At 73.4% G+C, this 18,723-nt stretch carries 17 protein-coding genes and 1 pseudogene; 10 read left to right on the forward strand and 8 right to left on the reverse strand.

Annotated elements, in window-relative coordinates:
- Window positions 1-105 precede the first annotated feature (105 nt).
- The 3 genes from ACXNSR_RS20095 to ACXNSR_RS20105 all read left to right on the forward strand — a co-directional run bounded on the left by ACXNSR_RS20095 (window position 106) and on the right by ACXNSR_RS20105 (window position 2,918).
- On the forward strand, window positions 106-768 hold the full coding sequence (locus tag ACXNSR_RS20095) for a DUF5819 family protein (RefSeq protein ID WP_458636922.1): 663 nt from the start codon (window positions 106-108) through the stop codon (window positions 766-768).
- Window positions 756-1,928: an HTTM domain-containing protein gene (locus ACXNSR_RS20100; protein WP_458636923.1), complete on the forward strand. Its 1,173-nt coding sequence runs from the start codon at window positions 756-758 to the stop codon at window positions 1,926-1,928. The genes ACXNSR_RS20095 and ACXNSR_RS20100 overlap by 13 nt, the downstream gene beginning before the upstream one ends.
- A gap of 228 nt (window positions 1,929-2,156) precedes the next feature.
- On the forward strand, window positions 2,157-2,918 hold the full coding sequence (locus tag ACXNSR_RS20105) for a TrmH family RNA methyltransferase (protein ID WP_458636924.1): 762 nt from the start codon (window positions 2,157-2,159) through the stop codon (window positions 2,916-2,918).
- Here the strand turns inward: ACXNSR_RS20105 and ACXNSR_RS20110 are convergent.
- Window positions 2,871-3,815 (reverse strand): annotated as a pseudogene (locus tag ACXNSR_RS20110) (hypothetical protein); the annotation flags it as partial. The gene ACXNSR_RS20105 and the pseudogene ACXNSR_RS20110 overlap by 48 nt on opposite strands.
- Window positions 3,816-3,915: 100 nt before the next feature.
- Here ACXNSR_RS20110 and ACXNSR_RS20115 point away from each other — a divergent pair.
- Window positions 3,916-4,581: a MerR family transcriptional regulator gene (locus ACXNSR_RS20115; protein WP_458636925.1), complete on the forward strand. Its 666-nt coding sequence runs from the start codon at window positions 3,916-3,918 to the stop codon at window positions 4,579-4,581.
- Window positions 4,582-4,635: 54 nt separating this feature from the next.
- Here the strand turns inward: ACXNSR_RS20115 and paaN are convergent, their stop codons facing one another.
- The gene (paaN, locus tag ACXNSR_RS20120; protein WP_458636926.1) at window positions 4,636-6,318 is read right to left on the reverse strand and encodes a phenylacetic acid degradation protein PaaN; all 1,683 of its coding nucleotides are present in this window, start codon (window positions 6,316-6,318) and stop codon (window positions 4,636-4,638) included.
- A gap of 125 nt (window positions 6,319-6,443) precedes the next feature.
- Between paaN and ACXNSR_RS20125 the strand changes: the two genes are divergently transcribed.
- The 3 genes from ACXNSR_RS20125 to ACXNSR_RS20135 are packed head-to-tail and all read left to right on the forward strand — an operon-like array spanning window position 6,444 to window position 9,241.
- Window positions 6,444-7,985 (forward strand): 3-hydroxyacyl-CoA dehydrogenase, encoded by a 1,542-nt coding sequence (locus ACXNSR_RS20125; RefSeq protein ID WP_458636927.1) that lies wholly within the window; start codon window positions 6,444-6,446, stop codon window positions 7,983-7,985.
- A complete protein-coding gene (locus tag ACXNSR_RS20130) occupies window positions 7,982-8,584 on the forward strand; it encodes a TetR/AcrR family transcriptional regulator (RefSeq protein WP_458636928.1) in 603 nt (200 codons plus the stop codon). The genes ACXNSR_RS20125 and ACXNSR_RS20130 overlap by 4 nt, the downstream gene beginning before the upstream one ends.
- A 36-nt stretch (window positions 8,585-8,620) precedes the next feature.
- Window positions 8,621-9,241 carry a barstar family protein gene (locus tag ACXNSR_RS20135; RefSeq protein WP_458636929.1) on the forward strand — a complete coding sequence of 207 codons (621 nt, stop codon included), beginning with the start codon at window positions 8,621-8,623 and terminating at the stop codon, window positions 9,239-9,241.
- 21 nt (window positions 9,242-9,262) lie between these two features.
- On the opposite strand, the gene ACXNSR_RS20140 is transcribed toward ACXNSR_RS20135, so the two are convergent.
- Window positions 9,263-9,835: an Lrp/AsnC family transcriptional regulator gene (locus ACXNSR_RS20140; RefSeq protein WP_458636930.1), complete on the reverse strand. Its 573-nt coding sequence runs from the start codon at window positions 9,833-9,835 to the stop codon at window positions 9,263-9,265.
- A gap of 178 nt (window positions 9,836-10,013) precedes the next feature.
- On the opposite strand from ACXNSR_RS20140, the gene pdhA reads away from it, so the two are divergent.
- Genes pdhA through ACXNSR_RS20155 form a run of 3 tightly spaced genes read left to right on the forward strand, consistent with a single transcriptional unit; the run spans window position 10,014 to window position 13,509 of the window.
- Window positions 10,014-11,150 carry a pyruvate dehydrogenase (acetyl-transferring) E1 component subunit alpha gene (gene pdhA / locus ACXNSR_RS20145; protein WP_458636931.1) on the forward strand — a complete coding sequence of 379 codons (1,137 nt, stop codon included), beginning with the start codon at window positions 10,014-10,016 and terminating at the stop codon, window positions 11,148-11,150.
- A 47-nt stretch (window positions 11,151-11,197) separates the two neighbouring features.
- Entirely contained in the window at window positions 11,198-12,166 is a 969-nt protein-coding gene (locus tag ACXNSR_RS20150; RefSeq protein WP_189738634.1) for an alpha-ketoacid dehydrogenase subunit beta, read from the forward strand.
- Window positions 12,166-13,509, forward strand: coding sequence for a dihydrolipoamide acetyltransferase family protein (locus ACXNSR_RS20155; RefSeq protein ID WP_458636932.1), 1,344 nt, complete (start codon window positions 12,166-12,168; stop codon window positions 13,507-13,509). Before ACXNSR_RS20150 ends, ACXNSR_RS20155 begins: the two co-directional genes overlap by 1 nt.
- Before the next feature lie 216 nt (window positions 13,510-13,725).
- On the opposite strand, the gene ACXNSR_RS20160 is transcribed toward ACXNSR_RS20155, so the two are convergent.
- The 5 genes from ACXNSR_RS20160 to ACXNSR_RS20180 form a co-directional block, all read right to left on the reverse strand.
- Window positions 13,726-14,703: an NAD(P)H-quinone oxidoreductase gene (locus ACXNSR_RS20160; RefSeq protein ID WP_458636933.1), complete on the reverse strand. Its 978-nt coding sequence runs from the start codon at window positions 14,701-14,703 to the stop codon at window positions 13,726-13,728.
- 35 nt (window positions 14,704-14,738) lie between these two features.
- The gene (locus ACXNSR_RS20165) at window positions 14,739-15,839 is read right to left on the reverse strand and encodes a potassium channel family protein (protein WP_458636934.1); all 1,101 of its coding nucleotides are present in this window, start codon (window positions 15,837-15,839) and stop codon (window positions 14,739-14,741) included.
- Window positions 15,827-17,164 (reverse strand): molybdopterin molybdotransferase MoeA, encoded by a 1,338-nt coding sequence (locus ACXNSR_RS20170; protein ID WP_458636935.1) that lies wholly within the window; start codon window positions 17,162-17,164, stop codon window positions 15,827-15,829. The genes ACXNSR_RS20165 and ACXNSR_RS20170 overlap by 13 nt, the downstream gene beginning before the upstream one ends.
- Window positions 17,161-18,024, reverse strand: coding sequence for an NTP transferase domain-containing protein (locus ACXNSR_RS20175; protein ID WP_458636936.1), 864 nt, complete (start codon window positions 18,022-18,024; stop codon window positions 17,161-17,163). Before ACXNSR_RS20175 ends, ACXNSR_RS20170 begins: the two co-directional genes overlap by 4 nt.
- A 98-nt stretch (window positions 18,025-18,122) precedes the next feature.
- Complete coding sequence (locus tag ACXNSR_RS20180; RefSeq protein ID WP_030014634.1) at window positions 18,123-18,662, reverse strand: bacterial proteasome activator family protein; 540 nt, start codon at window positions 18,660-18,662, stop codon at window positions 18,123-18,125.
- Window positions 18,663-18,723: the final 61 nt, after the last annotated feature.

The raw sequence follows: 18,723 nt of genomic DNA on the forward strand, positions 1-18,723 counted from the left end.
CCGACCGACCGATCGTTCGGTTCATTCGCTTCAATGGTGAGACGGAGGCCCGTAGGGTGTCAACCTCTGAGGTCAACCCTGTGGATGCCGGACGATCGGGTGGGGATGGATTCGAACGAGCACGAGCCCGCCGAAGGGGCCGCTCCGCCACCTCCGCGGACGCCCGGAATCGCCGGTCTCTCCGCCCCGTACCGGGTCGTGACCGCCCTGGCCCTGGGGGTGATCGCGGTGGCCGCGTGCACGCACCTCGCGCTCGTCTTCCTGCACGTGGCCCCGAGCAACACCCTCAGCAAGCAGCACGCGGAAACGATCGACTGGTGGGTCTACCCCGAGTTCGAACAGAACTGGAAGCTGTTCGCCCCGAACCCGCTGCAGCAGAACATCGCCGTGGAGGTGCGCGCGGAGTTCAGGGCGGGCGACGGCGAGCTGGTCACCACTCCCTGGCGCGACCTGAGCGCTGAGGACGGCGCGGCCATCCGGCACAGCCTGCTGCCGAGCCACACCCGGCAGAACGAGCTCCGCCGGGCCTGGGACTTCTTCACCGGCTCCCACGACGAGGACAACAAGCCGAACGGCGAGCGCGGGCAGCTGTCCGAGGAGTACCTCCGGCGAATCGCGCTGTACCGGCTCGCCCCCGAGCTGCCGGGCGGAACCATCCTGCGGATCCAGCTGCGCTCGGCGACCACGGCGGTGCCCGCGCCGCAGTGGAGCACCGAGACCACCGACACCCAGACCTACTACCGGGAGCTGCCGTGGTGGACGGTGTGAGGCGCGCCCGCGAGACGGCGGCCCGGGCGGCCGCGCGGGTCACCGGGCAGGCGCTGGGCCCGTACCAGAGCGCCGTGGTCCGCATCGGCTTCGCCGCGACCTGGCTCTTCTTCCTGCTGCGGGAATTCCCGAACCGCGCCGAGCTGTACGGACCGGACGGACCGTGGAGCTGGCACCTCGCGGAGCGGCTGATCGAGTCCAACCACGCCTTCACGGTGCTGATGTGGTCGGACTCGGCGCTGTGGTTCGAGCTCGTCTACGCGGTGTCTGTACTGGCGAGCGCGGGGCTGATGCTGGGCTGGCGGACGAGGGCGACGTCCGTGGTCTTCATGGTCGGCGTGCTGTCGCTGCAGAACCGCAGCGTGTTCATGGGCGACGGCGGGGACAACGTCATCCACCTGATGGCGATCTACCTGGTGCTGACCCGGTGCGCGCAGGTCTGGTCGCTGGACGCGCGCAGGGCCCGTACGCGCGGCTCGGCGACGGCCGGCGCGGCCGGGCCGGTGCTGTGGGGCGTGCTGGGCGCGGTGTTCGCCTTCGGTGCGGTGACCGGCGGGTTCGGCCACGGCTGGCTGGCGGCGTTCGCGGCCGTGTGGGTGGCCTGCGGGCTGTGGTGGCTGGTCGACCGCCACGAGCCGGAGGGCGAGGGGCGGGCGGTCCTGGACGTCCTGGCCAACCTGCTGCACAACGCGGGCATGCTGGTGATCATGGCGGAGGTCTGCCTGATCTACGCGACGGCGGGCTGGTACAAGATCCAGGGTTCCCGGTGGCAGGACGGGACGGCCCTGTACTACCCGCTGGGGCTGGACTACTTCAGCCCGTGGCCGGCGCTGTCGGCGCTGGTGGCGGGGAGCGGGACGCTGGTGATGCTGCTGTCGTACGGGACGGTGGTGGTGCAGGTCGCGTTCCCGTTCACGCTGTTCAACCGGCGGATCAAGAACGTCCTGCTGGCGTTGATGATGCTGGAGCACGCGGGGATCGCGGTGCTGCTGGGGCTGCCGTTCTTCTCCATGGCGATGATTGCCGCGGACGCGGTGTTCCTGCCGACCGGGTTCCTGGTGTGGCTGGGGGCGCGGGTCGCCGTGCGGAGCTCGCGGGCGCGGGCGGTGGAGCCGGTGGCGGATACCGCCGAGCCGGTGCCTGTGCCAGGGCCGCGCTGACGGCTCGCTGCGGCGCTGGTTTCCCGGGACTCCGCCCCGGCCCCCGCGCCTCGCCCACCTGGTGCCGTCGGGAGGTGCTCCCTGGCGGGACTGGGCCGTGATGCGAGGTCCGCCCCCGCCGGCGTTCGAGGCGCGGGACCGGGCAGGGCCCGGGCAACGGCGGAAGGGCCGGGCGGCTCCCCGGACCCGCGCGGCGGACGGCGTCCGGGCGGACCGTAGGGTCGGGGTATGGACGACACGGTGCGGGAATGGCGGGAGGCCGAGCGGGCGGGGGATCTCGTGCTGCTCGACGGGTTCCACGCGCTGAAGCACGCCCTGCGCTTCGGGGCCGACGTGCGGATGGTCATCGCCGAGGATCCCGCCGCCGTACGGGTGCTGGCCCGGGAGCTGGCTCCGGACGTCGAGGCCGACGTGGTTCGGCTGGTGCGGCCGGCCGCGCTCAAGCAGCTGCTGCCGCGCGTGCACCCCACCGGGGTCGCGGCCCTCGCGGTACGGCCCGACCGGGCCGCCGGGATCGCCGGGCTGGGTCGGATGCCCCGGCCGGCGCCGGTCGTCGTCCTCGACAACCCCCGCAATCTGGGCAACGTCGGAGCCGTCGTCCGGCTCGCCGCCGGCTTCGGCGCCACCGGCGTCGTCACCCGCGGCGACCTCGACCCCTGGCACCCGAACGTGGTCCGGGCCGGGGCCGGGCTGCACTACGCCACCACCGTCGAGCGCCTCGCCCTGGACGAGCTGCCGCCCGGGCCGCTCTACGCGCTCGACCCCGAGGGCGCGGACATCCGCGCCCTCACCCTCCCGGACGACGCCCTGCTCGCCTTCGGCTCGGAGCGCCACGGGATCTCACCGGAGCTGCGCGCCCGGGCGGACCACCTCGTCTCCCTGCCGATGCGCCCCCAGGTCTCCAGCTACAACCTCGCCACCAGCGTGGCCATGACCCTCTTCCACTGGGGCGGCCCCCCGTCCCGCGAACAGGGCGGCGAGGACTCCTAGGGCTCCCCCGGCCAGGATCGCGGCGGCCGCGCCGAGCGTCGCCCCGTCCGGGTGGACCAGCGCCTGGCCGCGCAGCGCCTGCCAGGTCAGCAGGGCGAGTACCGCCGCGTGCACCCCGGCCGCGACCAGCGTCAGCCGCAGCCGCACCCGCTCCCCGCGCAGCAGGGTGAAGCGGCCGGCGAGGGCGGCCAGGACGAGGACGAACAGCGGCAGCAGCTGGAGCGCGTGCATGCCGAAGAAGTGCGGGATGCGCAGGTCCCCGCCGGTCGTCGACCAGCCGGTGAGCGGCATGGCGGGGCCGCCGTCCGGCACTCCCACGGTGTGCGCGCCCACCACGGGTACGCCCTCGACCGCGAGCTGCGCCTCGGTGGGCACGGACATCAGGAAGCCGAGTCCGGCGCCGGTGAGGGCGAGGACGGTGGCCGCCCGGATCGCCCAGGTGGTGGCCCGGTCGACCACGCGGGTGCGGAAGAGCAGTACGGCGATGACGAGCGTGGCCGTCCACAGCACGACGACGGTGTTGCCCATCGCGCTGTAGATCTGCTCGTCGATGGGCGTCCGCTGGTTGAAGTGGCTCTGCCGGCCGCGGATCACCTGACCTGTGATCAGGACCATCTCCACCAGGCCGGTCGCGACGACGACCGTCCCGGCCCACCAGGCGGTCCTGCGCAGGCCCGGACGGGCCGCGACCGCCAGCGAGATCATCCAGGCGAGGCTGAGGGAGTAACCGGCGAACGAGACGGCGAACTTGAAGGGCTTGGCCCAGATCGGCGCGCCCACCAGCATCCGGTCGTCGACGGCGAGGCCCACGGCCGAGCCGACGGCCCAGACCGCCATCATGGCGGCGAAGAGGGTCAGTGGACGGTGCCAAGTTCGTAACGCGGACAACACGGACATGGGCCCCCCTAGCAATGGATAGCGACGCTCGCCACTATCTGATAGTTGCACTATCTATGATGGGCGGGGAACGGGGCAAGAAGAATCGAGTGAACAGACCATGCGCATCGGAGAGCTGAGCCGCCGTACCGGGGTCCCGGTACCGACGATCAAGTACTACGTACGGGAGGGCCTGCTCCCGCCGGGCGAGCTGAGCAGCCCCAATCAGGCGAGCTACGACGACGGGCACGAGCGGCGGCTGCGACTGGTCCGGGCCCTGCTGGAGGTCGGCGGGCTGTCGGTGGCGGCCATCGGGGACGTCCTGGCGGCCATCGACGACAAGGAGCGGCCGGTGCACGAACTGCTCGGCACCGCCGCCCACCGGCTGGTTCCCGAGTACGGCGACGGCGGCCCCCGGGACGGCGCCGAGCGGGTGCTGGCCCGGGAGCGGGTGGCGCGGCTGATCGAGGAGCGCGGCTGGCGCGTGCCCGCCGATCACCCGGCCGCCGAGGCGCTGGAGGCGGCCCTGGCCTCGCTCGGGCGGGTGGGTCACGGCTCCTTCGCCGAAGTGCTCGACGAGTACGCCGGGGCGGCGGAGCGGGTGGGCCGGGCGGACCTGGACTACACCGCTCGCCGGGTGGACCGCGAGGGCCTGATCGAGGCGGTGGTCGTGGGCACGGTGGTGGGCGACGCGATGCTCGCGGCGCTGCGCAGGATGGCCCAGGCGGACGCCTCAGCCCGCATCTTCGCTCAGGAGCCGCCCCGGTCGCCGGGGCTGCCGCAGTAGTGGGGGAGGCCGCGGCGCCCCGGTCCACCCGGACCGGGGCGCCGCGTCACGCACTCACGCCTGGCGGCGGACCTCCACCACCCGGAAGCGGTTCGCGACGAAGGCGCCGTCGCACAGGGCCGCGTTGGCCGCAGGGTTGCCGCCGGAGCCGTGGAAGTCCGAGAACGCGGCGGTCTGGTTGACGAACACCCCGCCGGTCAGGTTCAGGGAGAGCTGCGCGGACTCCTCCAGGCAGACCTCCTCGACGGCCCGCTCGGTGTCGGGGGACGTGGTGTACGCGCCCACGGTCATGGCGCCCTTCTCCCGCACCGTGCGGCGCAGGAGGTCCAGGGCGTCGGCGGTGGTGTCCACGGCCACCGCGAAGGAGACCGGGCCGAAGCACTCGGAGAGGTACGGCGCCTCGGGGTCCGCCTTGGCGGCGTCCAGCTTGACCATGACGGGGGTGCGGACCACCGCGTCCGGGAACTCGGGGTTCACGACCTCCCGGGAGGCCAGCGCGACCTCGCCCAGGGCGGTCGCGGCCTCCAGCCGGGCCTTGACGTCCGGGTTGACCAGGGCGCCGAGCAGCGCGTTGGCCCGGGCGTCGTCGCCCAGCAGGCCGCCGACCGAGGCCGCGAGGTCGGCGACGACCTCGTCGTAGGTCTTGTGGCCGGCGTCCGTCGCGATGCCGTCGCGCGGGATCAGCAGGTTCTGCGGGGTGGTGCACATCTGGCCGCTGTACAGGGACAGCGAGAACGCCAGGTTGGACAGCATGCCCTTGTAGTTGTCGGTGGAGTCCAGGACGACGGTGTTGACGCCTGCCTTCTCCGTGTAGACCTGCGCCTGGCGGGCGTTGGCCTCCAGCCAGTCGCCGAACTCCGTGGACCCGGTGTAGTCGATCAGCTTGATCTCGGGGCGGACCGCGAGGGTCTTGGCGATGCCCTCGCCCGGGCGCTCGACCGCGAGCGCCACCAGGTTCGGGTCGAAGCCCGCCTCGGCCAGGACCTCCCGCGCGACCTGGACGGTCAGCGCGAGCGGCAGCACGGCCCGCGGGTGCGGCTTGACCAGCACCGCGTTGCCGGTGGCGAGGGAGGCGAACAGGCCGGGGTAGCCGTTCCAGGTCGGGAAGGTGTTGCAGCCGATCATGAGCGCGATACCGCGCGGGACGGCCGTGAAGGTCTTGCCGAGCTCCAGCGGGTCCTTCTTGCCCTGCGGCTTCGACCAGTCCGCCTGGCCCGGGACCCGGGTCTGCTCCTCGTACGCGTAGGCCACGGCCTCCAGGCCACGGTCCTGCGCGTGCGGTCCGCCGGCCTGGAACGCCATCATGAAGGCCTGGCCGCTGGTGTGCATGACGGCGTGCGCGAACTCGTGGGTCCGGGCCGAGATGCGGGCCAGGATCTCGATGCAGACCAGCGCGCGCGCCTCGGGTCCCGCGTCGCGCCAGGCAGCCATGCCGGCCTTCATCGCGGGCAGCAGCACGTCCGGGTCCACGTGGGGGTACTCGACACCCAGCTCCGGGCCGAACGGGGACACCTCGGCGCCCGTCCAGCCGTCGGTGCCGGGCTGGCCCAGGTCCAGCCGCGTGCCGCGCAGGGCCTCGAAGGCGGCGAGCCCGTCGGCGGGCGCGGTCTCGCCGTACGCCTTGGGGTGTTCGGGATGCGGGGACCAGTAGGCACGGCTGCGGATCGCCGACAGGGCCTGGTCCAGGGTGGGCCGGTGCTTGGCGGACAGCTGGGGGACGGTGAGCTCGGCGGCCATCAGGGACCAACTCCTCGTTGAGCCGGGCGAAGGAGAGCAGACTGGAGTTAGAGTAACCGAACGATCGGTCGGGACAAGAGGGCCCGGCGGACCTGTGGACAAGTGTGTGCGGGAGGATGCAGGGCATGACAGCAATCGAGCGGTCCCGCACTGTGGCGGTCGTCGGCGCCGGCACCATGGGACAGGGCATCGCCCAGGTCGCCCTTCTCGCAGGTCACCGCGTGCTGATCTACGACATCAATGCCGCGCTCGCCGCCGACGGCGTCGGTATCGTCCAGGACCGGGTCGACCGGATGGCCGCCAAGGGCCGCCTCGACCGCGCCGAGGCCGAGGAGGCGATCGGCCGGATCGCGTCGGCCGGCGAACTCGCGGACCTGGCCGGAGCCGCCCTCGTCATCGAGGCGGTGGTCGAGAACGTCACCGTGAAGCAGACGCTCTTCGCCGCCCTCGAAGAGGTGGTCGCGCCGGACGCCCTGCTGGCCACCAACACCTCCTCCCTCTCGGTCACCGAGCTCGCCGCCTCTCTCGCGCACCCCGGCCGCTTCCTCGGCCTGCACTTCTTCAACCCGGCCCCGCTGCTCCCGCTCGTCGAGGTGGTCAGCGGCTTCGCCACCGACCCGGCCGCCGCCGAGCGCGCGTACCGCACCGTCCTCGGCTGGGGGAAGACGCCGGTCCGCTGCGCCGACACCCCCGGCTTCATCGTCAACCGGATCGCCCGTCCCTTCTACGCCGAGGCCTTCGCGGTGTACGAGGAGCGGGGCGCCGACCCGGCCACCATCGATGCCGTGCTCCGCGAGAGCGGCGGCTTCAAGATGGGCCCCTTCCAGCTGACCGACCTGATCGGCCAGGACGTCAACGAGGCCGTGACCCGCTCGGTGTGGGAGTCCTTCTTCCGCAGCCCGAAGTTCACCCCCTCCCTCGCCCAGCGCCGCCTCGTCCAGTCGGGCCGCCTCGGCCGCAAGACCGGACACGGCTGGTACCCGTACGGCCCGGACGCCGAGCCCGCGCTCCCGCACACCGCCGCGCCCGAGGAGGCCCCGGCGAAGGTCACCGTCGTCGGTGACCTCGGCCCCGCCGCCGACCTGGTGGACCTGCTGGAGGAGGCCGGGATCGCGGTCGCGGCCACCGCGCAGGGCGGCCCGTACATCCAGCTCCCCGGCGAGGGCCAGCTGGTCCTCGCGGACGGCAAGACCTCGGTGGAGTTCGCGGACGTCGTCTACTTCGACCTCGCCCTCGACTACCGGGGCGCCACCCGGATCGCGCTCTCCGCGAGCGCGGACACCAGCGAGCGCACCCTCGCCGAGGCGATCGGCCTCTTCCAGAAGCTGGGCAAGCAGGTCTCCGTGATCGGCGACGTCCCCGGCATGATCGTCGCGCGGACCGTCGCGATGCTGATCGACCTGACGGCCGACGCGGTCGCCCGCGGGGTCGCCACCGCCGAGGACATCGACACGGCGATGCGGCTGGGTGTCAACTACCCGCTGGGACCGTCCGAGTGGCACGACCGGATCGGCCGGGACTGGGCCTACGACCTGCTGCACAACCTCGACGAACGCGTCCCCGGAGGCCGTTACGCGCCCTCCCTCGCCCTGTTCAAACTGGGCTACGAGGACTCCGGCGAGGCCGACGACGAGGGCGACCGGGACGACACGGGGGAGAACGAATGACGACGGCCAAGCGGGACACCTACACCCCCGAGACGCTGCTCTCGGTCGCCGTCCAGGTCTTCAACGAGCGCGGCTACGACGGTACGTCGATGGAGCACCTCTCCAAGGCCGCGGGCATCTCGAAGTCCTCGATCTACCACCACGTCGCGGGCAAGGAGGAGCTGCTGCGGCGGGCCGTGAGCCGGGCCCTCGACGGGCTCTTCGGGATCCTGGAGGAGCCGGGCGCGGTACGCGGCCGGGCGGTCGAACGGGTCGAGTACGTCACGCGCCGCACGGTCGAGGTCCTCGTCGGCGAGCTGCCGTACGTGACGCTGCTGCTGCGGGTCCGCGGCAACACCCGCACCGAGCGCTGGGCGCTGGAGCGCCGCCGCGAGTTCGACCACCAGGTCGCGGACCTGCTGGGGGCCGCCGCGGCGGAGGGCGACCTGCGGGCCGACGTGGACATACGCCTCGCCACCCGGCTGCTCTTCGGCATGGTCAACTCCCTGGTCGAGTGGTACCGCCCGCACCCGGGCGCCGGCCACTCCCAGCTCGCCGACGCGGTGGTCCACCTCGCCTTCGACGGCCTGCGCACGACCCCCCACCCGCCGACCACCTGAGCCGCACCCCGGCCGACCGGGGTGCGAGCATGCCGCATGAGCACCTTCCTCCCCACCCTCACCGAGCGCCGCTCCCCCTGGGTCACCTTCAGCCGCGCCGACGACCCCTGGGTGGCGCGGTCGGAGGCCGACCTGCTCGCGCGGGACGGGCTGGTGCTGCGGATCGCCGGCGGCGAACTGGACACGGAGGCCTGCGTCTACCGGACCTTCGCCCGTGAGCTGGGCTTCATCGGCTACTTCGGCCACAACTGGGACGCGATGGTCGACTGCCTCGGCGACTGGCACGGCCCAGGGCACGGCAAGCAGGACGTCGCCGTGATCATCGACGCCGCCGACGGCCTGCTCGGCGCGGACTTCCTCGGGGTCTTCGTCTCCACCCTGGCCCGGGGCGCCTGGCGGGCCAACTTCATGGTCGACGCGGACGGGGACCCGGACGAATGGGCCGACCCCTTCGCCCTGCACTTCGTCCTCCTGCTGGACCGCACCGAGCCCGCCGCCTTCGCCGAAGGGGTCGTGTCCTGGGACGCGGACCTGCGCGAGGCGGTCGTCGACGGGCGGCTGCTCGTCACTCTGACGGACGTCGACTGGCCGGGCGGGGACCCCGTGTGGCCGCCGGCCGCCGGGCCCCTCGCGCCCGCGGCCCGCAGGCCGGCGTAGCGCTTTCGGCCCCGTGCGGCCCTACTCCTCGGAGATCGTCGGGCCGCCGCTGCCCGGGCCCGGGCCGGTGTCCAGGAGATCCGTTTCCTCGAACACCAGCAGGGTGCGCGTCGAGAGGACCTCCGGGATGGCCTGGAGCCGGGTCAGGACCAGCTCGCGAAGGGTCCGGTTGTCCGGGGTGTGCACCAGCAGCAGGACGTCGAAATCGCCGCTGACCAGCGCGATGTGCGCCGCGCCGGGGAGCTCGCGCAGCTGCTCGCGGACCGTGCGCCAGGAGTTCTGGACGATCTTCAGGGTGATGTAGGCGGACGCGCCCTGACCCGCGCGTTCGTGGTTGACGCGGGCCGTGAACCCGCGGATCACCCCGTCGTCGATGAGCCGATTGATCCGGGCGTAGGCGTTCGCCCGCGAGACGTGCACCTGCTCCGCCACCGACCGTATAGACGCGCGGCCGTCCGCCTGGAGCAGCCGCATGATCGACCGGTCGATCGGATCCAGGGGGCGGGGTGCGACGGGCGGGCCCGATGTGGCTCCCGGGGCGTTCCCCGGCGCGGCCGGTGCGGGACCCGTTCCGGCCATTTGTTCATCCGGCATTGCCCGATGCCTCCCTCTCCTGGACGTCCTGCATCCATCCCAGGGCCCCGGCGCCCGTTTGTCCACAGCCTGGAGCCGCCTGTAGCCAAATTGCGCGGACAACCGAACAATCGGTAGGTGAGGGGCCTCACACCCGGGGCACCCCCTGCCCGCTTCCCACGAGGAGGTGTACGCCGCCATGACGGTCCAAGAGCTGCCCGGTGCCGGTGCGTCCCACCGTTCCACCCAGCCGCCCGCCTGGAGCCCCCGCACGGATCCCGCGCCGCTGCTTCCGGACCCCGAGCCCTACCGGGTGCTGGGCACCGAGGCGGCGGACCGGCTCGACCCGGAGCTGATGCGCCGCTGCTACGCCGAGCTGGTGCGCGGCCGGCGCTACAACGCCCAGGCCACGGCGCTCACCAAGCAGGGCCGGCTCGCCGTGTACCCCTCCACCGTCGGACAGGAGGCCTGCGAGATCGCGGCCGCCCTGGTCCTGGAGGAGCAGGACTGGCTGTTCCCGAGCTACCGGGACACCCTGGCGGCCGTGGCGCGCGGACTGGACCCCGTACAGGCCCTGACCCTGCTGCGCGGCGACTGGCACACCGGGTACGACCCGCGCGAGCACCGCATAGCCCCGCTCTCGACCCCGCTCGCCACCCAGCTGCCGCACGCGGTGGGCCTGGCGCACGCGGCCCGGCTGCGCGGCGACGACGTCGTCGCCCTCGCCATGGTCGGCGACGGCGGCACCAGCGAGGGCGACTTCCACGAGGCGCTGAACTTCGCCGCCGTCTGGCAGGCCCCCGTGGTCTTCCTCGTGCAGAACAACGGCTTCGCGATCTCCGTTCCGCTCGCCAAGCAGACGGCCGCCCCGACCCTCGCCCACAAGGCCGTGGGGTACGGGATGCCCGGCCGGCTGGTCGACGGCAACGACATCGCCGCCATGCACGAGGTGCTGTCCGAGGCGGTCCGCCGGGCCCGGGCCGGTGGCGGCCCGACCCTGATCGAGGCCGTCACGTACCGCATGGAGGCCCACACCAACGCCGACGACGCGACCCGCTACCGCGGTGACGCCGAGGTCGAGGCCTGGAAGGCGCACGACCCGGTCGACCTGCTGGAGCGTGAGCTGACCGCCCGCGGGATCATCGACGAGGCGGCGATCCAGGCGGTGCGCGACGACGCCGAGGCGATGGCCGCGGCGCTCCGCGAGGGGATGAACGCGGACCCGGTGGTGGACCCGATGGACTTGTTCGCGCACGTGTACGCGGAGCAGACGGACCGGCTGCGGGAGCAGGCGGCCATGCTGCGCGCAGAGCTGGAAGCCGAGGACCAGGCGTGACGACGGTGGCGGCGAAGTCCGCGAAGTCGGGGGCCAAGCCCGCGACGATGGCGCAGGCCCTGACCCGGGCGATGCGCGACGCGATGGCCGAGGACCCGACGGTCCACGTGATGGGCGAGGACGTCGGGACGCTGGGCGGGGTCTTCCGGATCACGGACGGGCTCGCGAAGGAGTTCGGCGAGGAACGCTGCACGGACACCCCGCTCGCGGAGGCGGGAATCCTGGGCGCGGCGGTCGGCATGGCCATGTACGGGCTGCGGCCGGTGGTGGAGATGCAGTTCGACGCCTTCGCCTACCCGGCGTTCGAGCAGCTGATCTCGCACGTGGCGAAGATGCGCAACCGCACCCGCGGTGCGATGCCGCTGCCGATCACCATCCGGGTGCCCTACGGCGGCGGGATCGGCGGCGTCGAGCACCACTGCGACTCCTCCGAGGCGTACTACGTGGCCACGCCCGGCCTGCACGTGGTGACCCCGGCGACGGTCGAGGACGCGTACGGGCTGCTGCGCGCGTCGATCGCGAGCGACGACCCGGTGGTCTTCCTGGAGCCGAAGCGGCTCTACTGGTCGAAGGCCGACTGGCGGCCCGAGGCGCCGGCGGCCGTGCCGGGCATCGGGAAGGCACTGGTCCGGCGGACCGGCACGAGCGCGACCCTGATCACCTACGGGCCCTCCCTGCCGGTGTGCCTGGAGGCGGCCGAGGCGGCGCGCGAGGAGGGCTGGGACCTGGAGGTCGTGGACCTGCGCTCGCTGGTCCCCTTCGACGAGGACACGGTCGTGGAGTCCGTACGCCGCACCGGGCGCGCGGTGGTGGTCCACGAGGCCGGCGGCTTCGGCGGACCGGGCGCGGAGATCGCCGCCCGGGTCACCGAGCGGTGCTTCCACCACCTGGAGGCGCCGGTGCTGCGGGTGACGGGCTTCGACATCCCCTACCCGCCGCCGATGCTGGAGAAGCACCACCTGCCGGGTGTGGACCGGATCCTGGACACCGTGGCCCGCCTGCAGTGGGAGAACTGATGCCGCAGGTAATGGAATTCAAGCTTCCCGATCTCGGGGAGGGCCTGACCGAGGCCGAGATCGTCCGCTGGCTGGTCGCGGTGGGCGATGTCGTCGCCATCGACCAGCCGGTGGTCGAGGTCGAGACGGCCAAGGCGATGGTGGAAGTTCCGTGCCCCTACGGCGGTGTGGTCACCGCCCGCTTCGGGGAGGAGGGCACGGAACTTCCCGTCGGTGCACCGCTGATCACCGTGGCGGTGGGGGCGTCGTCGCTCCCCGAGGCCCCGGCCGCGCAGGCGGCCGAGGCCGAGGGCGCCGGCAACGTGCCCCGGCCGCTGATCGGTTACGGCGAGGACCACTCGCGCCCGGCGCGTCGGCGACGGGTGCGACCCGTCACCGCCGCGGTGTCGGCGCCGGTCGTCGCCGCTCCGGTGGCTCCGGTGGTTCCGGTCGCTCCGGTCGCTCCGGCCGCTGCGGCGGCTGTCGCCGGGCCGGTGCCCGTGATCTCGCCGCTGGTGCGCAAGCTGGCCAAGGACGGCGGGGTCGACCTGCGCGCGCTGACGGGGTCGGGACCCGAGGGGCTGATCCTGCGGGCCGACGTCGAGGCGGCGCTGGCCGCGCTGCGGGCCCCCGAACCGGCCCCGGTCGCCGCGGCGGCGCCCGCGGTGGCGGCACAGGGTGAGCGGATCCCGCTCAGGGGAGTGCGCGGGGCGGTGGCCGAGAAGCTGTCGCGCAGCCGCCGGGAGATCCCGGACGCCACCTGCTGGGTCGACGCCGACGCCACCGAGCTGATGGCCGCCCGCGCCGCGATGAACGCGGTCGGCGGACCCAAGATCTCGGTGCTCGCGCTGCTGGCCCGGATCTGCACGGCCGCCCTGGCCCGGTACCCGGAGCTCAACTCCACCGTGGACCTGGCGGCCAAGGAGATCGTCCGGCTCACGTCGGTCCACCTGGGCTTCGCCGCGCAGACCGAGCGGGGCCTGGTGGTCCCGGTGGTCCGGGACGCGCAGCACCGCAACCCGGAGTCCCTGTCGGCGGAGTTCGCCCGGCTGACCGAGCTGGCCCGGTCCGGGAAGCTGGCCCCGGCCGATCTGACCGGCGGCACCTTCACCCTGAACAACTACGGGGTGTTCGGGGTCGACGGCTCCACGCCGATCATCAACCACCCCGAGGCGGCGATGCTGGGCGTGGGCCGGATCATCGACAAGCCGTGGGTCCACGAGGGACAGCTGGCGGTCCGCAAGGTCGTCCAGCTGTCGCTGACCTTCGACCACCGGGTGTGCGACGGGGGCACGGCGGGCGGCTTCCTGCGCTACGTCGCCGACTGCGTGGAATCCCCGGCGGTCCTGCTGCGCAGCCTGTAGCGGCGCGGGGCGGGTGCGGCGCCGTTGCCGGGGCTCCGCCCCGGACCCCGCGCCTCAAACGCCGGCGGGGCTGGATTTTCCAGCCCGTCCAGGGGCACCTCCCAGCGGTAGCCGGGGGAGTCTGAGGACCGGGTCCGGGCAGAGCCCGGGAAACGGTGAAAGGGCGGGGCGCGGGGGTGCGGGGGCGGAGCCCCCGCAGTGGCGCCGCGCCCGGCCTCACACCGTGAGCAGCAGCTTGCCCACGTGGCTGCTCGACTCCAGCACGCGGTGGGCCTCGGCCGCATCCCGCATGGGGAACGCCGCGTGGACCACCGGGCGGACCCGCCCCGCGGCCACCAGCGGCCACACGTGCTCGCGCACGGCGGCGACGATGGCCGCCTTCTCCTCCAGCGGGCGGGCGCGCAGCGAGGTGGCGGTGATCGCCGCCCGCTTGGCCAGCAGCGCGCCGAGGTTCAGCTCGCCCTTCACCCCGCCCTGCAGACCGATCACCGCGAGCCGCCCGTTCACGGCCAGGGCGTCCACGTTCCGGGCGAGGTACTTCGCGCCCATGATGTCCAGGATCACGTCCGCGCCGGCCCCGCCCGTCGCCTCGCGCAGCTCGGCGACGAAGTCCTGCTCGCGGTAGTCGATCAGGATGTCCGCGCCCAGCTCCTTGCAGCGCGCCAGCTTCTCGGGGCCGCCCGCCGTCACGGCGACCGTCGCGCCCACCGCCTTCGCCAGCTGGATCGCCATGGTCCCGATCCCGCTGGACCCGCCGTGCACCAGCAGGGTCTCGCCGGGGCGCAGTCCGGCCACCATGAAGACGTTCGACCACACCGTCGTGACGACCTCGGGCAGCGCGGCCGCCGTCACCAGGTCCACGCCCGCCGGGACCGGCAGCAGCTGCCCCGCCGGCACCGCCACCCGCTCGGCGTACCCGCCGCCCGCCAGCAGGGCGCACACCTCGTCGCCCACCGACCAGCCGGACACCCCCGGCCCCATGGCGGCGATCCGCCCGGAGCACTCCAGCCCCGGATGGCGCGAGGCGCCGGGCGGGGGATCGTAGAACCCCTGTCGCTGGAGTACGTCGGCGCGGTTCACGGCGCTCGCCGCGACCTCGACGAGGACTTCGCCCTCGCCCGGCACCGGATCGGGTACGTCGGCCCAGACCAGGGCCTCGGGGCCGCCGGGCTGCTCGATGGTGATCGCATGCATGGCCCGGAGGCTACGCCACGGCGGGCCGGTCGCCTCTAGTCGGCAGGTCCGAACTTCACCTGGGGCGAGGTCGGCGGAGTCGCCCGCACGATGGTGATGAGACGGTCCGTCAGCTGGATGGGGCTCGCGTGCGGGTCGTCGTACGGGAGCAGCCGGTGCCCGCGCAGCACGCTCACCACCAGGTCCTCGCTGTCCCGTACCGACTTGCCGACCTCGGCCTTGCGGGCGGGGCGTTCGATGAGGTCGAGGCCGCTGCCCTGCTGGATCAGGTCCTCCATGACGGTGCCCGCGCTCGGGCTGAGCACCGAGAGGCCCAGCAGCCGGCCGGCCGCGCTCGCACTGGTGATGACCGCGTCCGCGCCGGACTGGCGCAGCAGCGGGGCGTTCTCCTCCTCGCGCACCGCCGCGACGATCTTCGCCCCGCGGTTGAGCTGCCGGGCGGTCAGGGTGACCAGGACCGCCGTGTCGTCCCGCTGGGTGGCGATGATGATCTGACGGGCCTTCTGCAGTTCGGCCCGGAGCAGGACGTCCGAGCGGGTGGCGTCGCCGACCACGCCCGTGAAGCCCTCCGCGTTGGCCGTGTCGATCACCTTGGCGCTGGGATCGACGATGACGACCTGCTCCTTGGAGAGGCCGGTGGCCAGCAGCGTCTGCAGGGCCGAGCGGCCCTTCGTGCCGAAGCCGATGACGACCGTGTGCTCACGCAAGTTCTTCCTCCAGCTCTTCAGCCGCCACTCTTCCCGTGTCCGTTCCGTCAGGACTTCCAGGGTGGTACCGACCAGGATGATCAGGAACAGCACGCGCAGCGGTGTGATCAGCAGGATGTTGATCAGCCGTGCGCTGTCGCTGTACGGCACGATGTCGCCGTAGCCGGTCGTGGACAGCGTCACCGTGGCGTAGTAGAAGCAGTCCAGGAGATCGACCTGCTCATTGGCGTTGTCGTGGTAGCCGTCGCGGTCCAGCCACACGATGAAGACCGTCAGGAAGAGCACGAACATCGCCATCAGCAGGCGCTTGGTGACCTGCCTGAGCGGCGCCTCGACGACGCGTTTGGGCAGCTTGATGCGCCGGGAGACGAGTTTCTCGTCGGCGCCGCGGGCCATGGAGTCCTGGCCGTGCAGTTTCACGTGAAACATCCTCCGGAAGCCCAGGGCAGATCGAGAATCTCCAGTTCCTGCCCGGACCGCGCGCCCTTCGGCGGTACGACGGCCAGCGCGTCGGCGGCGGCCACACCCCGCAGCATCGCAGGCCCGTGGTAGCGCAGCGGCACCGCGTGCTCCTCGCTCAGCACGACCGGGACCAGCCGGGTGTCGTACGGGTGGCCCGGTACGTCGCCCTGTACCGGCGCCGTGTAGCGGGGGCGCCTGCGGCGTCCGGCGAGGGCGCGCAGCAGGGGTTCGGCGAGGGTCAGCAGTCCGGAGACGGCGGCGAGCGGGTTGCCGGGCAGCCCGACGACATGCCGCACCGTGCTCCCGTCCTGCTCGTCGGCGGCTCCGGACCCGGTGCGGGCCAGCAGCATGGGGTGCCCGGGGCGCACCGCCACCCCGTCGACCAGCAGTTCGGCGCCGGCCTTGCGCAGTACGGGGTGGACGTGGTCGACGGGTCCGGAGGCGGTGCCGCCCGTGGTGACGAGGACATCGGCGGTGCTCGTGGTGACGGCCTCCAGCAGGGCCTCGGCCCCCGCCGGGTCGTCGCCGAGCCGCCGCGTGCCGATGACCTCGGCGCCGAGTCGGTCGATCCAGGGCCCGAGCATGGGGCTGAGGGCGTCGCGGACCAGCCCCTCGTGCGGACGGCCCGCGGTCAGGAGCTCGTCACCGAGCACCAGGATCTCCACACGGGGGCGGGGCCGGGTGGTCAGCTCGTCGTACCCGGCGGCCGCGGCGAGCCCCAGCACGGCCGGGGTGACCAGCGAGCCGGCGGGCAGCAGCAGGTCGCCGGAGCGGCATTCCTGGCCCCGCGGGCGGATGTCCTGGCCCGTGAGGACGGGCCGGTCGGCGAAGAGCTGGCTGCCGGCCTCGCGGCAGTGCTCGCTGCGGATGACGGCGGTGGCGTCGGCGGGGATCCGGGCGCCGGTGGCGATCCGGACGGCCTCGCCGTCGGCGAGGGGTTCCGGCCGCTCGGAGCCGGCCAGGACGCCACCGCCCGCGCGCACGCTCCAGGGGCCGGGGCCCGCGACGGCCCAGCCGTCCATGGCGGAGGTGTCGAAGGACGGCAGGTCGGTCAGCGCGTCCAGGGGGGCGGCCAGGACCTCGCCCAGGGCGTCCGGGAGAGGCACGCGGTGGGTACGGGGCCGCACGCTGCTCCCGGCGTGCGCGGCGGTGTCCCGGGCACGCTGCCAGCCGGACGCGCGGTGGCCGCCGGCGCCGCCGCCCGCGCTGCCCGTGCCGCCGCCCTCGGGGGTGCGGCTGACCAGCGCCAGGGCCTCGTCGAGGGCCTGCTCCGCGGAGTTCGTGGGGGTCATCCGGAGCCGTTCCGTTCGGTGGTGTCGGCCGGGGCCTCGTCGGCCCACCGCAGCGCCAGGTCGGCCGCCCTGCGGGAGGCCTCGGCGACGGCCCGGGCGGGGTCGGCGCCGGTTGCGGCGGCCTGCGCGGCCGCGTAGCCGACCAGGAAGGTGGTCAGCGGGGCGGCGGGCCGGGCGACGCCGTGGGCGGCGTCCCGGGCGAGGTCGAGCAGGGTCTTGGTGTCGACGGGGAGGTCGATGCCCAGCTCACTCTTGACGGCGGTGATCCATTGCTCCAGCACGCTTCCATGCTCCCTGATCCGGGCGCGGGCGGCGGCGAGATCGTCCCAGGTGTCGCAGTCGAAGGAGGCGAGTGGCCGGGACGTGACGCGGGCGAGGTCCAGTTCGGCGGTGAGCGCACGGAGCGGGAGCCCGGTGAGCGTGCCGTGCTCGGCGGCGAGCAGGGCGATCTCGCGGCGCAGGGGCTCGGCCCGGTAGGCGGCGACCAGCGGCTGGTCCCGGCCGTCGGGGTCCCGCAGCATCGCCCCGTCCGCGCCGGGGGCGTCCAGCAGGGCCCGTACGGTCTCCCGGTCGAGGAACGGCAGGTCGGCGGAGAGCACGAGGACCAGCTCGGCGCGGGTCCGGCGCAACCCGGCGTCCAGCGCGGCCACGGGGCCGCCGCCGGGCGGGTCCTCACGGGTCCAGCGGACCGGGCGCGCGGTGGCGCGGCGGGCGCCGACCACGACGGTGGTCCGGGCATCCGGGCAGGCGTCCAGGACACGGTCGAGGAGTGTGCGGCCGCCGACGCTCAGCGCGGGCTTGTCGGCCCCGCCGAGTCGCCGCGCGGCGCCGCCGGCCAGCACGATCGCGTCGTAGCTCATGTCCTCGAGTATGTGGCGGGTCGGGCGGGTCCGGCGCCGTGGCCGGGGGCGCTGCCCCCGGCCCCCCGCGCCTCGATCACCGGCGGGGCCGGAACGGCCTAGAGGTAGGGGCCGGAGCGGATCGCGCCGTGGCCGCCGTCCTCGTCGTCGTCGTGCGGCCCGCCCGGCGGGAGAGCACGGCGCATCTGTTCCAACTGGGCCCGCGCCGCCATCTGCTGCGCGAACAGGGCCGTCTGGATGCCGTGGAAGAGGCCCTCCAGCCAGCCCACCAACTGGGCCTGGGCGATCCGCAGTTCCGCCTCGGAGGGAATGGCCTCCTCGGTGAACGGGAGCGACAGGCGCTCCAGTTCCTCCACGAGCTCCGGGGCCAGGCCGTCCTCCAGCTCCTTGACCGAGGCGGCATGGATGTCCTTGAGCCGGACCCGGCTCGCCTCGTCGAGAGGAGCGGCGCGTACCTCTTCCAGGAGTTGCTTGATCATGCTGCCGATCCGCATGACCTTGGCGGGCTGTTCGACCATTTCCGTCACCGGGACCTCGCGGGACTCGTCATCGGCGTCGCCGACGGCCGTCCCGTCCTGTCCCACGATCAGAACGTGCGGGGGGCTGTCCTGCGACCGTTCACTCCTCGGCATCTCCATGCCGTCATTCTCTCGCACGCCTCCGTCCTCACACGGTGTGCCCCCGTACAGTCGTGATCCA

Source organism: Streptomyces sp. NC-S4, from assembly GCF_054353315.1.